Origin of the sequence: Roseomonas acroporae, assembly GCF_023223525.1 — a bacterium.
GTDB classification, from domain to species: Bacteria; Pseudomonadota; Alphaproteobacteria; order Acetobacterales; family Acetobacteraceae; genus Roseomonas_E; species Roseomonas_E acroporae.
The window spans coordinates 89,796-108,726 of sequence record NZ_JALPRX010000034.1; the positions used below are offsets into that span (position 1 = coordinate 89,796).

The window sequence follows — 18,931 nt, forward strand, 5'->3', positions numbered from 1 at the left end:
CGATCAGTGCGCGGCGCGGGGGATGTAGTGCAGCACCCGCGTCTCGATCGCGGCGACCGCCCAGTACATCGCGATGCCGATCACGGTGAGCAGGCCGATCGCGTTGAACACCATGGCGGTGTTGGCCTGGCCCTCGCCGTAGGTGATGAGGTAGCCGAGGCCGACCTCGCCGCCCACCAGCTCGCCCACCGTGATGCCGATCACGGCCAGCGTCGCGCCGATGCGCAGCCCCGCCATCAGGTTCGGCATCGAGGAGGGGAACAGCACCTTCCAGAAGATCTGCGACTTCCTCATGCTGTAGGCGCGGGCGAGGTTGACGAGGTCGCGGTCCACCGTGCGCATGGATTGCAGCACGTTCACCAGGATGGGGAAGAACACCACCAGCACGGTGACGATCAGCTTCGGCCAGGCGTTGTAGCCGAACCACAGGATGAACAGCGGCGCGAAGGCGACCTTGGGCGCGATCTGCAGCGCCAGCAGGTAGGGCGAGAGCACCTTCTCCCAGAGCGGCGACAGGCCCAGCGCGTAGCCGAAGGCCGCACCGAGCAGCCCGCCCGCCAGGAAGCCCACCACCGACATGGTCGCGGTGGAAACGAAGTGCATCACCAGGTTCTCCTGCTCGTACATGCGCACGAGCTCGGAGAGGCAGTCGGTCACCTGCGGGATGATGTACTTCGGCACGCCGAGCAGCGGCGGCAGGAACTGCCAGGCCAGCAGCACCGCCACCAGCACGGCGAGGCTCGCCGCCGGCACCAGGGCGGCGCCGGCCCAGTCGCGCCAGAGCGGGCGGGCGGGGGCGGCCGGGGCCGTCACGGCGGCAGCGGCGGCGGCGGGCACGGCCGCGGCCGGCGCCTCGGCGGAGTCGGTCATGGTCATGGTCCTGCTCATCGTCCCCTCCCCCGCCTCACTGGCCGACGAAGTCGTTGGTGTAGAGATCCGCGACCGGCACGGCGGTCTGGATGATGCTGTTCTCGACGTAGAACTTCTGCACCGTGCGCAGCCGCTCCGCGTCGAACCGGCCGAGCGCGTCGGGCGGGTTGGTCGGGTACACGTCGGCGACGTAGCGGCGCAGGATCCGCTCCATCTCCGCCTCCTTGCCGGCGTGCTGCGGCACGGCGGCGACGAAGTCGCGCGCGGCGGCGGCCGGGTCCTGCATGCAGTCGCGCACCGCGTGCAGCAGCCCGCCGACGAAGCCGCGCAGCACCGCCGGGCGACGCTGCACGGTCTGGTCGGAGGCGAACACCGCCTGCGCCATGGCCGGGAACACCGCGTCGATCGGGAAGTGGTCGAGCGCCGTGCCGGCCTGCTCGATCGCGTCGGACCAGTCCGGCGTCGCCATGATGGCGTCGAGCGAGCCCGCGATCATCAGCTGCGTCATGCCGGCCGCGCCCACCGCCTGGATCTGCAGGTCGGTGCGCTTCAGCCCGCTCGCCGCGAGCACGCCGAGCAGCGCGTAGTAGCCCGTGTCCTGGTAGCCGATCACGCCGACCTTCCTGCCGCGCAGGTCGCCGAAGCCCTTGATGCCGACCGCCTTGCGCGCCGCCACCTGGAAGATCGGCCGGCCGCCGAGCAGCGCGACGCCGCGCACCGGCAGGCCGTTGGCGCGCACGATCATCGTGGTTTCGCCGACGCCGCCGCCGAGGTCGGCGTTGCCCACCGCCACCTGCTTGGCCGTGTCGGCGCCGCCGCGGCCGGTCTGGAAGGTCACCTCGAGGCCGGCCGACGTGAAGTAGCCGCGCTTCTGCGCGACGTGGTGCGGCATGAAGGCCGGCAGGAAGGAGGGGGCGGGGAAGAGGTAGCTCACCGCCTCGGCCGCGCGGGCGCGGTGCAGCGCGGGGGCGGCCAGCAGCGTGCCCAGGGCGGCGCGGAGCGCGGTCCGGCGGGTGAGGCGCATCGCGTTGTCTCCTTGCGCGGCGGCGGGAACGGGGCTGTCGGTTGCGGGCATCACGCGTCCACCTTCTCGTCGAGATGCAGCATGCTGAAGATGTGCGACATGATGTCCTGCGCGCGCGGCAGGGCGCGGCGGGCGATCGGGTTCTCGCGGTCGGGCAGGTCCACCTCGATCTCCTCGACGATGCGGCCGGGCCGCTCGCTCATCACGAAGATGCGGTCGGACATGGCGACCGCCTCGGAGAGGTCGTGGGTGATCAGCACGGTGGTGACGCCGGAGCCGCTGATCGTCTCGGCGAAGGAGCGTTGCAGCACCAGCTTGGTCTGCGCGTCGAGCGCCGAGAAGGGCTCGTCGAGCAGCACCACGTCGGGGTCGATCGCCAGCGTCCGCGCCAGCGCCGCGCGCTGCCGCTGCCCGCCCGAGAGCTGGTGCGGGTAGCGCTCGGCGAAGTCGAGCAGCCGGCAGCGCTTCAGCTCGGCGAGCGCCCGCTCGCGCCGCTGGGCACCGTTCAGCGGGCGGGTCTCCAGGCCGAACTCGACGTTGTGGACGATGGTCCGCCAGGGCAGCAGCAGGTCCTTCTGCAGCATGAAGCCGACATGCGGGCTCGGCCCGGTCACCGGCTCGCCGCCCAGCGTCACCCTGCCCTCGGTCGGGCGGTCGAGGCCGGCCACCATGTTCAGGATGGTGCTCTTGCCGCAGCCGGAGGGACCGACCACGGCGACGAACTCGCCCCGGCGGACGGAGAAGGAGAGCTTCTCCACCGCCGTGAACAGGGCGCCCGGCGCCCCGCGCGCCGGGAAGCGGCGGGTCACCTCGTCGAGCTCGAGCGCGGGTGCGTTGTTCAGCATGAGCCTCGTTCCAGAACCCTGTGCGTTGCGCCGGCCGTTGCCGTGGCGCCGATCGGCCGTGGCGCGGAATCTCCTGCCGCCCCGGTCGGCGTCGCCGCCTCGTACCGCCCCTGTGTGTTCTTATTTGAACTTGATGTTCGTGTTAGCGACATATGGCCGCAGATCACGCCGGCCTGTCAACGCTTTTCGGCGCAGCGCGGGCGCGCTCCTGCCCTCTTGTTGACCATTTCTCGAATTTGTTCGCACTCCAACGATCCACCGCCCAAGGAATGGGCAGATCGGCAGCGGACAGGCGCCGGTGCCTGTCACAAGTCGAAACATTCCCGCCGGCCCGCGGCTGTTGTCCCACCCGACACCTTCTGGTAGTGCGAGCCATTCTCAACAATGCCCGACGAAGATGCGGCACGATCCTGTCCGTCGCGCCCGAGCCGGGTTGCGTCCCACCCCCCCCTCCCTCGTCGCCACGGACCGGCCGCACGCAAGTGCGGTGTCCGGCGCCGCGGCGCGGGCGCGCGCGGCGCCCGGGACCGGCAGCCGCGCCTTCTGGCTGCGGCACCTGCACCGGTGGCACTGGATCAGCTCGGCGATCTGCCTGATCGGCATGCTGCTCTTCGCTGCCACCGGCATCACGCTGAACCACGCCGCCGACATCCCCGCGACGCCGCGCACCACGACGCGCGAGGCGACCCTGCCGGCGCCGCTGCTCGCCGCCCTCGCCGAAGGCCGCGCCGACGGCCGCGCCGTGGTGCCCGAGCCGGTGCGGCGGTGGATCGGCCGGGAGTTCGGGGCGAGCGCCGACCGCGAGGCCGAGTGGTCGCGCGACGAGGTCTACGTGCCGCTGCCGCGCCCGGGCGGCGACGCCTTCCTCACCATCGACCGCGGGAGCGGCGCGGTGCAGTACGAGGAGACGACGCGCGGCTGGATCGCCTGGCTGAACGACCTGCACAAGGGCCGCAACACCGGTGCCGCCTGGTCCTGGTTCATCGACGCCTTCGCCGTCGCCTGCCTCGTCTTCTGCGTCACCGGCCTGTTCCTGCTGCACCTGCATGCCGGCGCGCGGCCCCTCACCTGGCCGCTGGTCGGGCTCGGGCTGGCGCTGCCGCTGCTCCTCGTCATCCTGTCCATCCATTGAGGCACACCCGCATGCGCTCCGCGCCGCTCGCCTTCGCCCTGCCGACCCTCACCATCGCCGGCCTCGCCCTGGCGCCGGCCCATGCCGTGCAGGCGCGCGAGCTGACCGTCACGGTCGAGATCCCGCGCCTGGACGTCGCGGAGTACCACCGCCCCTACGTCGCCATCTGGCTGGAGCGGCCGGACCAGTCGACCGCGGCCAACCTCGCCGTCTGGTACGACGTGGCCAAGCGCAACAAGGAAGGCGAGCAGTGGCTCAAGGATCTGCGGCAGTGGTGGCGCCGCGGCGGCCGCGAGCTGCAGATGCCGGTGGACGGCGTCTCCGGCGCGACGCGCGCGCCCGGCCGGCAGACCCTGACCGTCGGCGGCGACGCCCTCGCCCGGCTGCCGGCCGGCCAGTACAACCTCGTGGTCGAGGCGGCGCGCGAGGGCGGCGGGCGCGAGGTGGTGCGCGTCCCGGTGCAGTGGCCCGCCGCCGGCGCCGTCGCGACCGGCAGCGCCCAGGGCTCCTCGGAGCTCGGCGCCGTCGGCGTCGAGGTGAAGCCGTGATCCCGCCCGCCGCCCGGCCGGTATTCGGCTGGCGCCGCGGTCCTGCCCGGCGCCAGGATATGCCGCCGTCCCGCCCCGCAACGGTCGTCGCAACCAGAAAGGCCCCCGCCATGCGCCTCGCCCGCCCCGTGCCCAAGCTCGCGCTCGCCGCCCTGCTCGCCGTGCCCCTGCTTGCCGTGCCGATCGCGGCCGACGCACACCGGCCCTGGCTGGAGCCCTCCTCCACCGTGCTGTCGGGCACCGATGCCTGGGTGAGCTTCGACGCCGGCGTCTCCACCGACCCGTTCATCCGCGACCACGCCCCGATGCAGCTCGGCGGGCTGGTGGTGACGGCCCCGGACGGCTCGCACCCCGCCGTCGAGAACCAGGCGCGCGGCCGCTTCCGCAGCGTCTTCGACGTGCACCTGAACCAGCCGGGCACCTGGCGGATCACGGTGATGAACGAGGGCTTCTTCGGCAGTTGGCGGCAGAACGGCGAGCAGCGCCGCTTCCGCGGCACGCGCGAGGCCTTCGAGCGCGAGGTGCCGGCCAATGCCGAGGGGCTGCGCGCCACCGCCATGATCGGCCGCATCGAGACCTTCGCCACCCTCGGCCGCCCCACCACGGAGAACCTGCAGCCCACCGGCCGCGGGCTGGAGCTGGTGCCGGTGACGCACCCGAACGACCTCACCGCCGGCGCGGAATCGCGCTTCCGGCTGGTGCTCGACGGCGCGCCGGCCGCCGGGGTGGACGTCACGGTGATCCCGGGCGGCACGCGCTACCGCGAGCGGCCGAACGAGATCCGCGCCAGGACCGCCGCCGATGGCAGCTTCGCCGTCACCCTGCCCGAGCCCGGCCTGTACTGGCTCGGCGCCTCGGTGCGCGACGACAAGTCCGGCATCCCGAACGTGATGCGCAACGCGAGCTACAACGCGACTCTGGAGGTGCTGCCCTGAGCCTGCCGGCGGGCAACGGGACGCTGCCGCCCGCGTGACGCGCATCCTGGTCCCGCCGCTGCCCTCGGCGCCCCGCCGCGCCGAGGGCGCCGTGCTGGGCTTCGCCGGCCGCACCATGGGCACGGGCTGGTCGGTGCGGCTGGTGTCGCCTCCCGGCGCGCGGCCGGCGTCGCTGCAGGCCGGCATCCAGGCGCGGCTCGACCGCGTGGTGCGGCAGATGAGCGGCTGGGAGGCGGATTCCGACCTCTCGCGCTTCAACCGCGCCCCGCCCGGGACGCGGCAGAGGCTGCCGCCGGAATTCGCCGCCGTGCTGCGCGCCGGGCTCGACATCGCCGAGGCCACGGGCGGCGCCTTCGATCCCACCATGGCGCCGCTGGTCGATCTGTGGGGCTTCGGGCCGCGCCCGGCGGCGGGCGAGGAGCCGCCCGACGCGGCCTCGGTGCGGGCGGCCCTGGCGCGCGTCGGCTGGGCGCGGCTGCGCCTCGACGGCGACACGCTGCTCCAGCCCGGCGGCGCGGCGCTCGACCTCTCGGGCATCGCCAAGGGCTACGGCGTGGATTCGGTGGCGGAATTCCTGGCCGGCGAGGGCATCGCCGCCTTTCTCGTGGAGGTGGGCGGCGAGCTGCGCGGCGCGGGAGTGAAGCCGGATGGCAACCCCTGGTGGGTGGCGCTGGAGGACCCGCCAGCGGAAGCACGAGGGGAGATGCCGAGGGAGATCCCGGGGGAGGCAGCGGGGGAGGCGCCCGCGCCGGCGGCCGGGCCCTTCCTGGTCGCGCTGCACGGGCTCGCCGTCGCCACCTCCGGCAACTACCGCCGCTTCCTCGTGCATGGCGGCCAGCGCCTCGGCCACACGCTGGACCCGCGCACCGGCTGGCCGGTGGAGGCGGGCGGCGGCGCGCCGGACGCGGTCACGGTGCTGCACGCAAGCTGCATGCGGGCCGACGCGCTCGCCACCGCCCTCGCCGTGCTCGGCCACGAGGCGGGCCTGGCGCACGCGGCACGGCACGGCATCGCCGCGCTGTTCCGCGCGGGTATCTCGGCGCGGATGTCGCCCGCCTTCCGCGCCATGCTCGACTGACCAACGGAGCCCCCGCCCTTGCCGCCGGAAACGCGACGCCTGCTGCTGGCGCTGCTCGTGCTGCTGCTCTACGCCGGCTTCTGCCTCGCCGTCTGGGCCGTGCGCCGCTGGCGGCGCGGCGGCTTCCGCCGGCCCGGGCGGGCGGACCGGCAGCCGGACCTGCTGGTCGCCTATGCCAGCCAGACCGGCTCGGCCGAACGCCTCGCCCTCGGCGCCGCGCGGTCGCTGCAGGGGGCGGGGCTGAACGTCGCGGTGGCGGGCTTCGAGGCGCTGGGCCCGGACACGCTGCGCGCCGCCCGCCGCGCCCTGTTCGTCGTCAGCACCACGGGCGAGGGCGACGCGCCCGACCATGCCATCCGCTTCGTCCGCCGCACCATGGCGGCGGCGCCGGACCTCTCGGCGCTGGGCTACGGGCTGCTGGCGCTGGGCGACCGCTCCTACGCGCAGTACTGCGCCTTCGGCCGCCGGCTGGACGCCTGGCTGCGCGAGCGCGGCGCGACGCCCCTCTTCGAGCGCATCGAGGCGGACCGGCTGGACGAGCCCGAACTGCGCCGCTGGCGCGAGAGCCTGGCCGCCCTCGCCGGCATCGCCCCCGACGAGGCGGGCGAAGCGGCCTCCGAGGCCGGCTCCTCCCCCGGCTTCTCGCCCTGGCGCCTCGCCGCCCGCACCCTGCTCAACCCGGGCAGCCTCGGCCGCCCGGTCTTCCTGCTGTCGCTGGCCCCCGTCCCGGGGGCGGCCCCCGGCACGATGCCCGACTGGGAGGCGGGCGACATCGCCGAGATCCGGCCACGCAACGCCCCGGCCGCGCTGGCGGCCACCCTCGCCGCCCTCGGGCTGCCCGAGGATGCCGACAGCACGGCGGCGCTGGCCAGCCGCGCCCTGCCGGAGCAGCCGGGGCCGCTGCGCGGCCTCGCCCCCGCCGCCCTCGCCGACCGGCTGCCGCTGCTGGCGCCGCGCGAGTACTCGGTCGCCTCGCTGCCGGCGGATGGCCGGCTGGAGCTGATCGTGCGGCAGGCGGCGCGGCCGGACGGCACCCCCGGCCTCGCCTCCGGCTGGCTCACCGCGCAGCTGCGGATCGGCGAGACGGTGCCGCTGCGGCTGCGCCCGAACCGCGGCTTCCACGCGCCGGAACCCGCGCGGCCGCTGCTCCTGATCGGCAACGGCACCGGCCTGGCCGGGCTGCGCGCGCATCTCCGCGCGCGCGAACGCCTCGGCGCCCGGCGCAACTGGCTGGTGTTCGGCGAGCGCCAGCGCGCGCACGACTTCCTGCTGCGGGACGAGCTGGAGGGCTGGCGCGCCTCGGGGGTGCTGGAACGGCTCGACCTCGCCTTCTCCCGCGACCAGCCGGAGCGGGTCTACGTCCAGCACCGGCTGCGCGAGGCGGCGGAGGCGCTGCGCGGCTGGGTCGCCGAGGGCGCCGCCATCCTCGTCTGCGGCAGCCTGGAGGGCATGGCCGGCGACGTGCACGCGGCCCTGGAGTCGATCCTGGGCGGGTCCGTGGTGGAGGAGATGCGGGCGGACGGGCGCTACCGCCGGGACGTGTACTGACGCCGGCCCGCACGGCTCCCGCCCCGTGCGGGCCGGCATCGCGCGGGGCCGGCGGGGCGGCCGCGCGCCGAACCGACGGCTCCCACGGGTCCGTGCCGGTGCGGATCCGCATGAGGGCGCCCGGGACGAGAGCGCCCGGGCGGGCCGCTCAGCCGATCCAGCCCCGCGCCCGGATCGCCGCCGCGACGCGCCCGCTCTCGTCCAGCGGCCGGCGCGCGAAGGGCGCCGGCGCCGCCTCCAGCGGCCGCGCCTCGCCCGCCGCGTAGAGCGCCGCGTGCAGCGCGCGCTGCCGCGTCCCGCCCACCAGGTCGGCCACGAAGACCGGCGCCGCCGTCGCCAGCGCCTCGGACAGCATCGAGACGGACTCGCCCGTCACCACCACCGCGTCGGCCCAGGCGAGCAGGCCGGCATAGGGATTCGGCCCGCCGTCGCCCCAGCGGAACAGGCGGTGCGGCACGGGCTGCGTCCCGTCGTCTCCCCCTGCGGCCAGCGCCCCGGCCAGCGCCGCCGCCGCCGCCGCCCCGGTGCGGCGGCTGGTGGTGGCCAGCACGCTGCCCGCGAAGCCCGCGACGCGCCGGCCGAGCGCCGCCGCCGCCGCCGGGTCCAGGCCGGAATCGTCGCGCACCCTGCCGCCCACCAGCAGCGCCACGCGCGGCCGCGGCAACGCCGCGAACGCGGCCCATTCCGTGCGCGCCGCCGCGAGCCGCCCGGGCGAGAGACGGTGCGTGGCCCCGAGGATCGGCAGGATGTTCGGCACCGCCCCCGCCCCTTCCGGCGACCCCTCCGGAGATCCCCCCGGAGATCCCTCGGGCGGCCCGTCGTGGCGGCCGATCACCAGCAGGTCGAAGCGGTCCCGGCCGAAGCGCGGATCCATGCAGTGGACGGTGCGCGCCCCGCGCCGGCCCAGCCAGAGCGCCGCCGGCGCCGCGCGCCGGCCGGCCGAGAGCACCAGCCGCGGCCAGGGGGGCACGAAGGCCGCGCGCGTCGCGGCGTCGAGGCCGAGCAGGGTCGGCCAGCGCAGCGGCAGACCGGCCAGAGGGGACCAGGCCAGCGGCACCGGCCGGAAGGGCAGGCCGAGGCGCTCGGCGATGCCCAGCGCCTGCGCCGCCGTGCCCGCGCGCGGGTCCACCAGCACCCAGACCGGCGCCGTGCCCGATCCCGCCCCCGGCTCCGGCGGGGCGGCGGATGGCGCGGCCCGCGACGGGCCGGCCGCCGGCAAGCCCGGCGCCGCGCCGGCCCCTGCCCCGCCATCCGCACTCATGGACGCCAGCCCGCCGTCTGGCCTACAGGGGGCGCGCAAGCCACCCGCGCGACACCACGAGCAAGGAGAAGCCGCATGCCCGCGCCGCACGCCTCGGACTGGGACCGCGATGCCGCGCTGACCACGGCGCGCATCCTGCTGGAGATCAAGGCCGTCAATTTCCGTCCCGAGGAGCCCTACACCTTCACCTCGGGCTGGAAGAGCCCCGTCTACATCGACTGCCGAAAGATCATCTACTTCCCCCGCGCCCGCAACCGCATCTGCGACCTCGGCGTCGAGAAGATCGGCCGCCACGTCGGCTACGAGAGCATCGACGTGGTGGCGGGCGGCGAGACCGCCGGCATTCCCTTCGCCGCCTGGTTCGCCGACCGCATGCTCACGCCCATGGCCTATGTCCGCAAGAAGCCCAAGGGCTTCGGCCGCGGCGCGCAGATCGAGGGCGACGTGCCGGAGGGCCAGCGCACCCTGCTGGTCGAGGACCTGACCACCGATGGCGGCTCCAAGATCCGCTTCGCCCGCGCGCTGCGCGAGGCCGGCGCGATCGTGGACCACACCTTCGTGGTGTTCTTCTACGGCGTGTTCCCCGGCGCCTTCGAGACGCTGAACGAGATGGGCGTCTCGCTGCACCACCTCTGCACCTGGTGGGACGTGCTGGAGGTGTGCCGCGAGCGCCCCTACTTCGACGACGCCGCGCTGAAGGAGGTGCGGCGCTTCCTGGAGAACCCGGTCGGCTGGTCGCGCGACCACGGCGGCATCGGCAGCCTCGCCGAGGCGCAGGCGAAGCAGGACGGGGCCTGACACGGGCGGCGGGCACCCCTCCCCGGGAACCCGCCGGCCGGCGCCGGCCGCCGGCGGAGCGGGGGCCGGAGCGGACCGCCGGCGGACGGCTACGCCCGGCGGCGTGAATCCGCCCGGAAAGCGACGGGACGGGGCAGGCCGTGCGGAGCGGCCCCGCGCTACTCCAGCGTGATGCGCCGGCTGGTGATGATGTCCTGCCACATGCGCCGGTCGTGCTCCATCAGCGCCGCCAGCTCCTCGGGCGAGCCGGTGGCGACGTCGGCCCCCTGCCCGATCAGCCGCGCCTTCACCTCCTCGTTGCCCAGCGCCGCGCGCAGCGCCGCGTTGAGCCGGCCGATCATCGGCGCCGGCGTGCCGGCGGTGGTGTAGAGCCCGTACCAGGTGGCGTAGCGGAAGCCGGGCAGCCCCTGCGTCTCCAGCACCGGCAGGTCGCGCAGCTCCGGCACCTGGGTCGGCGCGGTGAGGCCGAGGGCGCGCACGGCGCCGCTGGCGATGATCGGCATCAGCCCGCCCGCGCTCATGAACACCGCCTGGGTGCGCCCGGTCATGAGGTCGGTCATCAGGGTGGAGCCGTCGCGGTAGGGGACGTGCACGCCCTCGATGCCGGCGATGGACTGGAACAGCTCGGCGCCGAGATGCGAGACGCCGCCGGTGCCGGGCGAGGCGAAGTTCACCTGCCCCGGGTTGGCCTTGGCGTAGGCGATGAACTCGCGCACGTCGCGCACCGGCAGCTTGCCGCTGACCAGGAAGACGTGCGCGTTCTGGCAGACCAGCCCGACCGGCGCGACCAGCGGCGGCGTGTCGGCGGCGGCGCGGTTGGTCATCGGGTTGATGACGACGTTGCCGAGGGCGCCGAGGAACAGCGTGTGCCCGTCCGGCGCGGCGCGGCCGACGGTGCGCATGGCGACGATGCCGGTGCCGCCGGTGAGGTTCTCCACCACCACGGGCTGGCCGACCTCGGTGCCGAGCTGGCGGCCCAGCTCACGCGCGATCACGTCGGCGCCGGTGCCCGTGCCGAAGGCGAGGATCAGGCGCAGCGGGTGGTTGAAGGCCGGGTCGGCGGCGCGGGCGGCGGCCGGCACGGCCAGCAGCGAGGCGGCGGCGGCGAGGCGGCGGCGGGTGAGTGTCATGCGGATCGGTCTCCCTGGCGGGAGACATAGACGCTGCGGGTCGCGGTGCCCAGGCGACGGGGCCCAGGCGGCGGTGCCCAGGCGGCGGCGCGCGGCTCCCCGGCGGCAGCGACGCGTGGCCCGTCGGCGCGCGGCGTCGTGCCGTCAGCCGATCGGCATCGCCCGCGGCTCGTGGATCGGGCAGCCGTTCAGCGCGGCGCGCCGGGCGGCGGAAACCGGATAGACCGCCCGACGCGCCCGCATCACGTTGCCCAGCGGCCGGTGCGCCGCGATGCCGTGCCAGGGCGAGAAGGACAGCCCGTCATCCACCGCGCGCGACCGCTCCGGCGACCAGCTCTCCTGCGCCGCGACCGCGATGCTGGCGACCGGCAGGTACGGGTTTTCCGCCTCCGGCCATTCGGCGGCGGCGTCCTCGATCGGATTCGCCTCGGCGTCCCGGCGCAGCTGCGCGCGCAGCGTCCAGCTTCCGCCCTCCTTCGCCAGCACCGCGGCGACCTCCTCGCGGATGGCGTCCTCGCGGCCGTCGAGGTCGAATTCCCGATCCGCCAGCGCCCGGAAATTCGCCGATTCCGGCACCACGTCGAGCTTGGCCACGTACGCGCCGAAGCGCAGCGGCGCCTGGCTGCCGAAACGCTCGCCGAGCGGGTTGAGCAGCGGGAAGCCGCCCAGCGTCTTCACGATCTGGCTGCCGCCGCCGACCGCCTCCAGCGCCCGCTCGACCGGCCGCAGCACGGCGGAGAGCGCGGACTTCGCCCAGGCCGCGCGGTCCGTCGTGGCGGCGAGCAGCTTCAGGCTCTTCAGGAATCCCTCGGCATCGGGCGCCGAGAAGGTGGTGCCGGCGGCGAACAGGAAATCCTGCGTCGTGTCCCCCTCGGCGCCGGGCAGGCGCTCGCCCTCGACGTCGAGCAGCTTCAGCGCGAAGCCGCGCGGGATCGACACGGAATCGCTCAGGATGTCGCCGGCGATGGAGGAGAGCCGCACCACCGCCTCGTAGGCGCGCGGCCCGGCGAAGACGCCCTGCGCGAGTTCCGGCGGCAGGCCGGGATGCACCGTCACCCGCGCCGCCAGCAGGGCATGGCTCTTGGCGTGCACGCCGCGCACGGCGTGGCCGAGGTCCCGGTGCACCTGGTCGATGATCCCGGTGATGGTGTGGCCCAGGCCGATCCCGACCATCGCCTCGTCGGGGCGCGGCGTCTCCTGGTCGTCCGCGTAGGGGATGGGCGGAGGCAGCGGCTGATCCGGCATGCGGACGGTCCTTGCGAAAGGGATGCTCCCTCCCAGGACGCCGCAGGGCCGCATGGAGTTGCGGGCACAAGGTCGTGCCGAGGCATGCGCGGCCGGACGCCCCCGGCGCACCCCGCGTTCTCCCGGATCACCCCGCCCGCGGCCCGCCCGGAACGGATTCACCCCTCCGGCATGCGCAGGAGCCGCGCGAATTGCGCCAGCTCCGCCGCGTTCAGGTCGGACACCGCCTGGAAGGCCATCCCGTCCCGCGTCCAGGCCAGCACGTTGTAGCCCTGCGCCGAGCGTGCTCCCTCCATGCCCGCGCCGGGCCGGACGAACAGGTTGATGACGTGCAGGCCGCGCCGATAGACCAGCGCCGCCACCGGCCGGCCATCGAGGAAGTCGAGCCGCCCGCCCACCAGCGGGAAGCCCTGCCCGGCGAGGTCCCGCACCGGCGGCGCGAAGTCGACGCGCCCCTCGAACCAGGGCTTGACCGTGTGCCGGTCCTCGGAGGCCACGTCCACCAGATGCCCCGGCTGCAACGCGCGCAGATGCGCCGCCACCGCCTCCGGGAAGGGCGGCGCCCGGCCGGGGGGCGGCAGCAGGAGCAGAACCGAGGCGGCAAGGGCCAGCCCCGCGCCGAAGGCGGCGCCATGGGTCCAGCCGGTCCGGCGGCGCCAGGACGGCCGGATCGTCGCCGGCACCGGCAGGGCACCCCCGTGATCCGCCCGCCTGGCCCCGGCCGCGCCGCCGGGCGCCGCGGCGGCACCGGCCGTCGCCGCCGGCGTGACGGCGGCCGCGGCATCGGGTCGCCCCGGGGCGGAGACGGCATCCGCGCGCCTGGGCCCGGCCGCCTCCGGCTGCGCCGCCAGCGCCGCGCGCAGCCGGGCCGGCGCGGCGTGGCGGGTCAGCCCGGCGCGCAGCCGTTCCGACAACGCCCCCAGCTCCTCCCGCAGCGCGGCGCAGCCGGGGCAGCGCGCGACGTGGACGGCCAGCTCGGCGGCGGCGGCCGCGTCCAGCTCGCCGTCCAGCTCGGCCTGCACCAGCAGGCGCCGGTCCTCGCAGGGGCCGGGACGGCCGGGCTCGGGATGGTCGGGCATGGGACGATCGGGCACGGGGCTCACCGCGCGGCCGCCAGCAGGGCGCGCCGTGCGCGCCAGAGCCGGGACATGACGGTACCGATGGCGACGCCGGTCACCTGCGCGATCTCCCTGTAGCTCAGCTCCTCCAGCTCCCGCAGCACCAGGCACTCGCGCAGCTCCTCGGGCAGCGCCGCCAGGGCGCCGTCCAGCCGCTCCAGCGCCTGCCGCCGCGCGAAGGCCGCCTCGGGATCGCCCGGGGCGTCGCCCAGGGCATCGCCGAACGGCGGCGCCGGCGGCGCGGCCACCGCCTCGCCCTCCAGCGGCACCTCGGCGAGCCGGCGGCGCGCCCCGATGGCGGCATAGGCGGCGTTGCGCACGATGCGCAGCAGCCAGGGCCTCACCGCGCCGCGCCGCCCGTCCTGGTAGCGCAGGGCGCGCAGCAGCGCCTCCTGCACCACGTCCTCCGCGACCGCGGGGTCGCGGACCAGCCAGCGCGCGAGGTTGTAGGCGGCATCGAGGTGCGGCAGCACGTCCCGCTCGAACTCGGAGGCCGTGGGCGGCAAGGCGATCCTCCGCGCGGGCGGGCGGCCGGCCGGTCCGGTCCCGGCACGGCGGCGGCGATCCGGACCGGCGGGCGGGGCCGGCACCGGCTCATCTCACCACGACCACGCCCTGCATGCGCGAGTGCAGCGAGCAGTAGTACGGGAATCGGCCCTCCCGGTCGAAGCGGAACGCGAACCGCTCGTCCGTGTCCAGCGGCGCGGAGCGGAAGGCGCGCGGCGCGTCGGCGGCGACGACGTCGTGCGGGATGTCGTCGCGGTTGGTCCAGACGATGGTGGTGCCGGGCGCCACGGCGATCTCGGCCGGGCCGAAGGCGAAGTCGGCGATGTCGACGGCGACGGCGGGCGGCACGACGACGGACGGCGTGGCCGCCGCCGGCAGCAGCGCGAGGAACAGACCAGGCGACAGGCGGACGATCGGGCCTCGCACGGGCTCAGGCCCCGAGCGGCGTGTCGATGACGGCGAGCGGCGACTCTCCCCGCACCTCCGCCACCCGCGTGATTCCGAGCAGCGCGCGCAGCCGCCCCGGCGGCACGTCCCGCACCGGCCCCGGCGAGGCCGCGGCGCCCGGCGCCGGCTGCGGGAAGGCGGTGGAGCGGGCGGTGTGGAAGGCGCATTGCCCCTCCACCTTCTGCATCACCTGGTGGATGTGCCCGTTCAGCACCGTGACCGAGCCGAAGCGGCGCAGCAGCGCCAGCGCCTCGGCCGCGTCGTCCGTGCCCCAGCCCCAGGGGGCGTGCACGGTCCAGAGCGGGACATGCGCGAACACCACCACGGGCTGGCTGGCGGCGCGGCCGGCGAGGTCGTCGCGCAGCCAGGCGAGCTGCTCGGCGCCGAGCCGCCCCATGCCGCCCGGGCGCAGGTCCTGCACGTTGTTCAGCCCGACGAAATGCACCCCGCCCTGGTCGAAGGCGTACCAGCCGCGCGCCCTGCCCGGCTCGGCGCCCAGGGCGGAGCGGGGCGTGAAGCGGGCGAAGAAGCCGCGCCCCTCCTCCACCAGCACGTCGTGCTCGCCGGGCACGTAGTGGGTCTCAAGCCCGGCCTCGCCGGCGATCTGCCAGGCGACGTCGAATTCCGGCTCGCGCGAGAGGTGGCTGACATCGCCGGTGTGCAGCATCAGCGCCGCGTCGCCCCTGCCGGCCCGCACCAGCGCCATCGCCTCGCGGTAGGTGCCGGCCGGGTCCGGGTTGGGCGGGTTAGCGAAGCCGAGATGGCTGTCGCTGACCTGCACGAAGGCGAGCCCGCCGCCCGCCCCGGCGGCCTCGGCCGAGCCCAGCAGCGTGGCGCGCGGCACGCCGCCCTGCACCCGCCAGAGCAGCCCGGCCCCGGCCCAGGCCATGCAGCCCAGCGCCGCGCGCCGGCCGGTCGCGTTCCCGTCCATCCGAACCTCCGTTCCCCGACGGGATGCCCGATCGGGAACGGCCCGGATTTATTCCCGCGCCCGGATGGAATTGCCGGCGCGCCCGGCGGGGCGGCGAGGGTGGGGCGGCAAGTGCCCGCCCCTAGCCGCCTCCACCACCCCGGCCTAACCTGCGCGCAAGCGGAAGCGGCCAGCGGAGAGGAACGGACCATGCCGGACAGCCACGGCGAGAGCGGCGCAGGGACCGGCACGGCGGGCGGCGCCGACGCGGCGCGCGCCCTGCCGCTCGCCGGGCTGCGCGTGCTGGACCTGACCCTGGCGCGGGCCGGCCCGACCTGCGTGCGCCACCTCGCCGACTGGGGCGCCGACATCGTCAGGATCGAGCCGCCCCCGAGAGACGGAACCGACGGCGACGGCATCACCGGCGACCGCGACGGGTTCGACTACCAGAACCTGCACCGCAACAAGCGCGCCCTCCGGCTCGACCTGAAGCACCCGGACGGCCATGCCGCCTTCCTGCGCCTCGCCGCGACGGCCGACATCCTGGTCGAGAACATGCGCGTGCCGGTGAAGCACCGGCTGCGCATCGCCGATTCCGACCTGCGCCCGCTGAACCCGCGCCTGATCTACGCCTCGATCTCGGGCTTCGGGCAGACCGGGCCCTATGCCGGGCGCGGCGGGGTGGACCAGATCGCCCAGGGAATGGGCGGGCTGATGAGCATCACCGGCGAGCCGGGGCGCGGGCCGATGCGCGTCGGCATCCCGGTCAACGACCTCTCGGCCGGCAACCTGCTGGCGCTCGCCGTGGTCATGGCGCTGTACGAGCGCGAGCGGACCGGGCGCGGCCGATACGTCCACACCAGCCTGCTGGAGACCGAGGTCTTCATGCTGGACTTCCAGGCCAGCCGCTGGCTGATGGACGGCGAGGTGGCCGGGCAGGCCGGCAACGACCACCCGACCAACATCCCGATGGGCGTCTTCCCCACCGCCGACCGGCCGATCAACATCGCCGCCTCCTCGCCGAAGCTGTGGGAGGCGTTCTGCCACGCGGCGGAGCGGCCGGACTGGCTGGCCGAGCCCGGCTGGCAGACGCCGGAGGGCCGCAGCGCCGACCGCGCCCGCGTCAACGCGGCGATCGCCGGGGCGACGCGGGCGCGGCCCTCGGAATGGTGGATCGCGGCGCTGGAGGCCGCGGGCATCCCCTGCGGGCCCATCAACACCATCGACCAGGTGTTCGCGGACCCGCAGGTGCGCCACCTCGGCATGGCGATGCCCTACCGGCACCCGCGGCGCGGCGAGACGCATCTCGTCGCCTCGCCGATCCGCATGGAGGGGCACGAGACGGGCGTGCGGCTGCCGGTGCCGGGGCCGGGCGAGCACGGCGACGAGATCCTGGCCGAGGCCGGGCTCTCCCGCGACGAGATCGGGCAACTGCGCAGCAAGGGCGTTATCTGAATGGCGAGCGACGAGATGGAACTGGCGGGCGGGAAGATCCTGGCGAGCAGCGAGGAAGGCATCGGCCGGGTGGTGTTCAACCAGCCCGAGAAGCGCAACGCCATGTCCGTGGAGATGTGGGAGGGCATGGTGACCGCGCTCGACCGCTTCGAGGCGGACGCGGCGGTGCGCGTGGTGGTGCTCTCGGGCGCGGGCGACAAGGCCTTCGTCTCGGGCGCCGACATCAGCCAGTTCGAGAAGAACCGCGCCAGCGCCGACGCGCAGGTCGAGTACGACAAGATCACCAGCGCCGGCCGCCGGCGCCTCGCCGCCTTCGGCAAGCCGCTGATCGCGCAGATCCACGGCTTCTGCCTCGGCGGCGGCCTCGGCATCGCGATGAACTCGGACCTGCGCATCGCGTCGGACGACGCGCAATTCGGCATCCCGGCCGCCAGGCTCGGCATCGCCTACACCTTCGACATGGTGCGCCAGCTCGTCAGCCTGGTGGGGCAGGCGCATGCGCGCATGGTGCTCTACACCGGCGAGCGGATCGGCGCCGCCGAGGCCGAGCGGATCGGGCTGGTCAACCGCGTCGTCCCGGTGGCCGGGCTGGAAGCCGAGGTGACGCGGCTCGCGCGCATCATGGCCGCCAACGCGCCGCTCACCATCCGGGCCGCGAAGCTGGCGGTGACGGCGGCGATCCGCGACGAGAGCGCGCGCGACATGCCGGCGCTCGACGCCGCCATCGCCGCCTGCTTCGACAGCGAGGACTACCGCGAGGGGCGGCGCGCCTTCGCCGAGAAGCGCAAACCGGCATTCAGGGGGCGCTGAGGCGTCGCGGCCCGGCCGGCGGCGGCCCGCGCGGGGCCACCGACCGAGGCGCCCCCGGCGGAAGCGATGCCGGGCGGCAGCGATGCCGGGCGCCGGCCACGCTGCTTCCGCCCTCGGAAAGCGGTCGCCGGCGGCTTGACCCGGCGGGGACCCGGCGTGGTAGGAGTCGCGGGCGCCAGGCACCGCATCGCCCTCCGGGCCATGCCCCTGCCTGCCGAGGGCAGCGTCCAGGGTTGGGCACCATGCGGTCGCCACGATGCGAGCGCCACGACCGGGAAGGGCTGCGTTCCGCCGATGCACGGTAGTTTCGACTCGGTGCGGGTCCCCCCGCCCCCGGAGGCCAAGGCGTTCCCCGGCGCCGGCCCGACGAAGGCGGAACGGCCGCCGCCGGATTCCGCGTGCTCCGCCCCGATCTCGCGCCTCGTGGCCGAGGTGGTGGCGCGCTGCCCGGGCGAGCGGATCACCCTCGGCGAGATCGCCTCGGTGTTCGGCGACCGCGCCTTCGGCCTGCTGATCCTGCTCTTCTGCCTGCCCTCGCTGCTGCCCGGCATGGCCTGCGTGTTCGGCTTCCCGATGCTGCTGCTCGGCGTGCAGATGGGGCTCGGCTGGCGCCGGCCGCACCTGCCGCGCTTCCTGGCCGAGCGGCGCATCAGGCGGGAGGACCTGCTGCGCCTGGCCAGCTCCTCCTCGGCCTGGATCGCACGCGTGGAGCGCTACGTGCGGCCGCGCCCGGGGATCTTCATCTCGCCCTGGGGCGACCGGGTGTTCGGCTGGCTGACCGCCTACGTCGCCCTGATGCTGATCCTGCCCGGCCCCGGCACCAACGGGCCGCCGGCCTTCGGCAACATCGTCATGGCGCTCGGCCTGGTCGAGCACGACAACAAGGTGATGGGCTGGGGCGTGGCGCTGACGGTGCTGGGCTGCCTGTTCGCCACGGTGGTGCTGTTGGCGCTGCTCTGGTTCGGGGCGGCGATCCTGCACTGGCTGTTCTGAGGCGGCGCGGCGCCGGCCGGAGCATTTCCAGACCGGGTGTCCTCATCCGGAGCGGATCGCCGGCGGCGGGCACGCCCGGAGGCTTGAAGCCGTCCCGATGACAAAGGCATGCGGCGAGCCGCAGCCCCGGCTGGACCGCGGTCCGCCGTGGAGCCGGGGCGGCGCGTCCGCCGCGGGCAACGGCCCGCCCGCGGCAGGCCACCGTCCCGGGTGGAACGGCTGCCCGTTGCGGGCGGCCTCGAAGGGGCGCCGACCGGCGCCCCCCCCCCCCCCCCCC

At 75.3% G+C, this 18,931-nt stretch carries 19 protein-coding genes; 9 read left to right on the forward strand and 10 right to left on the reverse strand.

Annotated elements, in window-relative coordinates; translation table 11 throughout:
* Positions 1 to 3: 3 nt before the first annotated feature.
* From M0638_RS09145 to M0638_RS09155, 3 genes are read right to left on the reverse strand one after another with little or no spacing between them, the layout of a single operon-like run.
* Entirely contained in the window at positions 4 to 888 is an 885-nt protein-coding gene (locus M0638_RS09145; RefSeq protein ID WP_248666670.1) for an ABC transporter permease, read from the reverse strand.
* A 16-nt stretch (positions 889 to 904) separates the two neighbouring features.
* Positions 905 to 1,894 (reverse strand): ABC transporter substrate-binding protein, encoded by a 990-nt coding sequence (locus tag M0638_RS09150; RefSeq protein WP_248666671.1) that lies wholly within the window; start codon positions 1,892 to 1,894, stop codon positions 905 to 907.
* 50 nt (positions 1,895 to 1,944) lie between these two features.
* Positions 1,945 to 2,739 (reverse strand): ABC transporter ATP-binding protein, encoded by a 795-nt coding sequence (locus tag M0638_RS09155; protein ID WP_248666672.1) that lies wholly within the window; start codon positions 2,737 to 2,739, stop codon positions 1,945 to 1,947.
* Positions 2,740 to 3,226: 487 nt separating this feature from the next.
* On the opposite strand from M0638_RS09155, the gene M0638_RS09160 reads away from it, so the two are divergent.
* The 5 genes from M0638_RS09160 to M0638_RS09180 all read left to right on the forward strand — a co-directional run bounded on the left by M0638_RS09160 (position 3,227) and on the right by M0638_RS09180 (position 7,980).
* Positions 3,227 to 3,871 carry a PepSY-associated TM helix domain-containing protein gene (locus tag M0638_RS09160; protein WP_248666673.1) on the forward strand — a complete coding sequence of 215 codons (645 nt, stop codon included), beginning with the start codon at positions 3,227 to 3,229 and terminating at the stop codon, positions 3,869 to 3,871.
* Between the two features lie 11 nt (positions 3,872 to 3,882).
* Positions 3,883 to 4,419: a DUF2271 domain-containing protein gene (locus tag M0638_RS09165; protein WP_248666674.1), complete on the forward strand. Its 537-nt coding sequence runs from the start codon at positions 3,883 to 3,885 to the stop codon at positions 4,417 to 4,419.
* A gap of 110 nt (positions 4,420 to 4,529) precedes the next feature.
* A complete protein-coding gene (locus M0638_RS09170; protein WP_248666675.1) occupies positions 4,530 to 5,354 on the forward strand; it encodes a DUF4198 domain-containing protein in 825 nt (274 codons plus the stop codon).
* A gap of 34 nt (positions 5,355 to 5,388) precedes the next feature.
* Entirely contained in the window at positions 5,389 to 6,432 is a 1,044-nt protein-coding gene (locus M0638_RS09175) for an FAD:protein FMN transferase (protein ID WP_248666676.1), read from the forward strand.
* Positions 6,433 to 6,450: 18 nt separating this feature from the next.
* On the forward strand, positions 6,451 to 7,980 hold the full coding sequence (locus M0638_RS09180; protein WP_248666677.1) for a sulfite reductase subunit alpha: 1,530 nt from the start codon (positions 6,451 to 6,453) through the stop codon (positions 7,978 to 7,980).
* Positions 7,981 to 8,128: 148 nt separating this feature from the next.
* On the opposite strand, the gene M0638_RS09185 is transcribed toward M0638_RS09180, so the two are convergent.
* Positions 8,129 to 9,241, reverse strand: coding sequence for a mitochondrial fission ELM1 family protein (locus M0638_RS09185; protein WP_248666678.1), 1,113 nt, complete (start codon positions 9,239 to 9,241; stop codon positions 8,129 to 8,131).
* Between the two features lie 75 nt (positions 9,242 to 9,316).
* Between M0638_RS09185 and M0638_RS09190 the strand changes: the two genes are divergently transcribed.
* Entirely contained in the window at positions 9,317 to 10,039 is a 723-nt protein-coding gene (locus tag M0638_RS09190; RefSeq protein WP_248666679.1) for an orotate phosphoribosyltransferase, read from the forward strand.
* A 158-nt stretch (positions 10,040 to 10,197) separates the two neighbouring features.
* Here the strand turns inward: M0638_RS09190 and M0638_RS09195 are convergent, their stop codons facing one another.
* The 6 genes from M0638_RS09195 to M0638_RS09220 all read right to left on the reverse strand — a co-directional run bounded on the left by M0638_RS09195 (position 10,198) and on the right by M0638_RS09220 (position 15,417).
* Positions 10,198 to 11,169 carry a Bug family tripartite tricarboxylate transporter substrate binding protein gene (locus M0638_RS09195; protein ID WP_248666680.1) on the reverse strand — a complete coding sequence of 324 codons (972 nt, stop codon included), beginning with the start codon at positions 11,167 to 11,169 and terminating at the stop codon, positions 10,198 to 10,200.
* 144 nt (positions 11,170 to 11,313) lie between these two features.
* Positions 11,314 to 12,414, reverse strand: a complete 1,101-nt coding sequence (locus M0638_RS09200) for a catalase family protein (RefSeq protein WP_248666681.1) — start codon at positions 12,412 to 12,414, stop codon at positions 11,314 to 11,316.
* 158 nt (positions 12,415 to 12,572) lie between these two features.
* Positions 12,573 to 13,493 (reverse strand): anti-sigma factor family protein, encoded by a 921-nt coding sequence (locus M0638_RS09205; protein WP_248666682.1) that lies wholly within the window; start codon positions 13,491 to 13,493, stop codon positions 12,573 to 12,575.
* A 20-nt stretch (positions 13,494 to 13,513) separates the two neighbouring features.
* On the reverse strand, positions 13,514 to 14,038 hold the full coding sequence (locus M0638_RS09210) for a sigma-70 family RNA polymerase sigma factor (protein ID WP_248666683.1): 525 nt from the start codon (positions 14,036 to 14,038) through the stop codon (positions 13,514 to 13,516).
* An 88-nt stretch (positions 14,039 to 14,126) separates the two neighbouring features.
* Positions 14,127 to 14,465, reverse strand: coding sequence for a plastocyanin/azurin family copper-binding protein (locus M0638_RS09215; protein ID WP_248666684.1), 339 nt, complete (start codon positions 14,463 to 14,465; stop codon positions 14,127 to 14,129).
* A 4-nt stretch (positions 14,466 to 14,469) separates the two neighbouring features.
* Positions 14,470 to 15,417 carry a metallophosphoesterase family protein gene (locus M0638_RS09220; protein ID WP_248666685.1) on the reverse strand — a complete coding sequence of 316 codons (948 nt, stop codon included), beginning with the start codon at positions 15,415 to 15,417 and terminating at the stop codon, positions 14,470 to 14,472.
* A gap of 189 nt (positions 15,418 to 15,606) precedes the next feature.
* Between M0638_RS09220 and M0638_RS09225 the strand changes: the two genes are divergently transcribed.
* The 3 genes from M0638_RS09225 to M0638_RS09235 all read left to right on the forward strand — a co-directional run bounded on the left by M0638_RS09225 (position 15,607) and on the right by M0638_RS09235 (position 18,654).
* A complete protein-coding gene (locus M0638_RS09225) occupies positions 15,607 to 16,851 on the forward strand; it encodes a CaiB/BaiF CoA transferase family protein (protein ID WP_248666686.1) in 1,245 nt (414 codons plus the stop codon).
* Positions 16,852 to 17,661, forward strand: a complete 810-nt coding sequence (locus M0638_RS09230; protein WP_248666687.1) for an enoyl-CoA hydratase — start codon at positions 16,852 to 16,854, stop codon at positions 17,659 to 17,661.
* Positions 17,662 to 17,955: 294 nt separating this feature from the next.
* Complete coding sequence (locus M0638_RS09235) at positions 17,956 to 18,654, forward strand: exopolysaccharide biosynthesis protein (RefSeq protein WP_248666688.1); 699 nt, start codon at positions 17,956 to 17,958, stop codon at positions 18,652 to 18,654.
* The last annotated feature ends 277 nt before the right edge of the window (positions 18,655 to 18,931 follow it).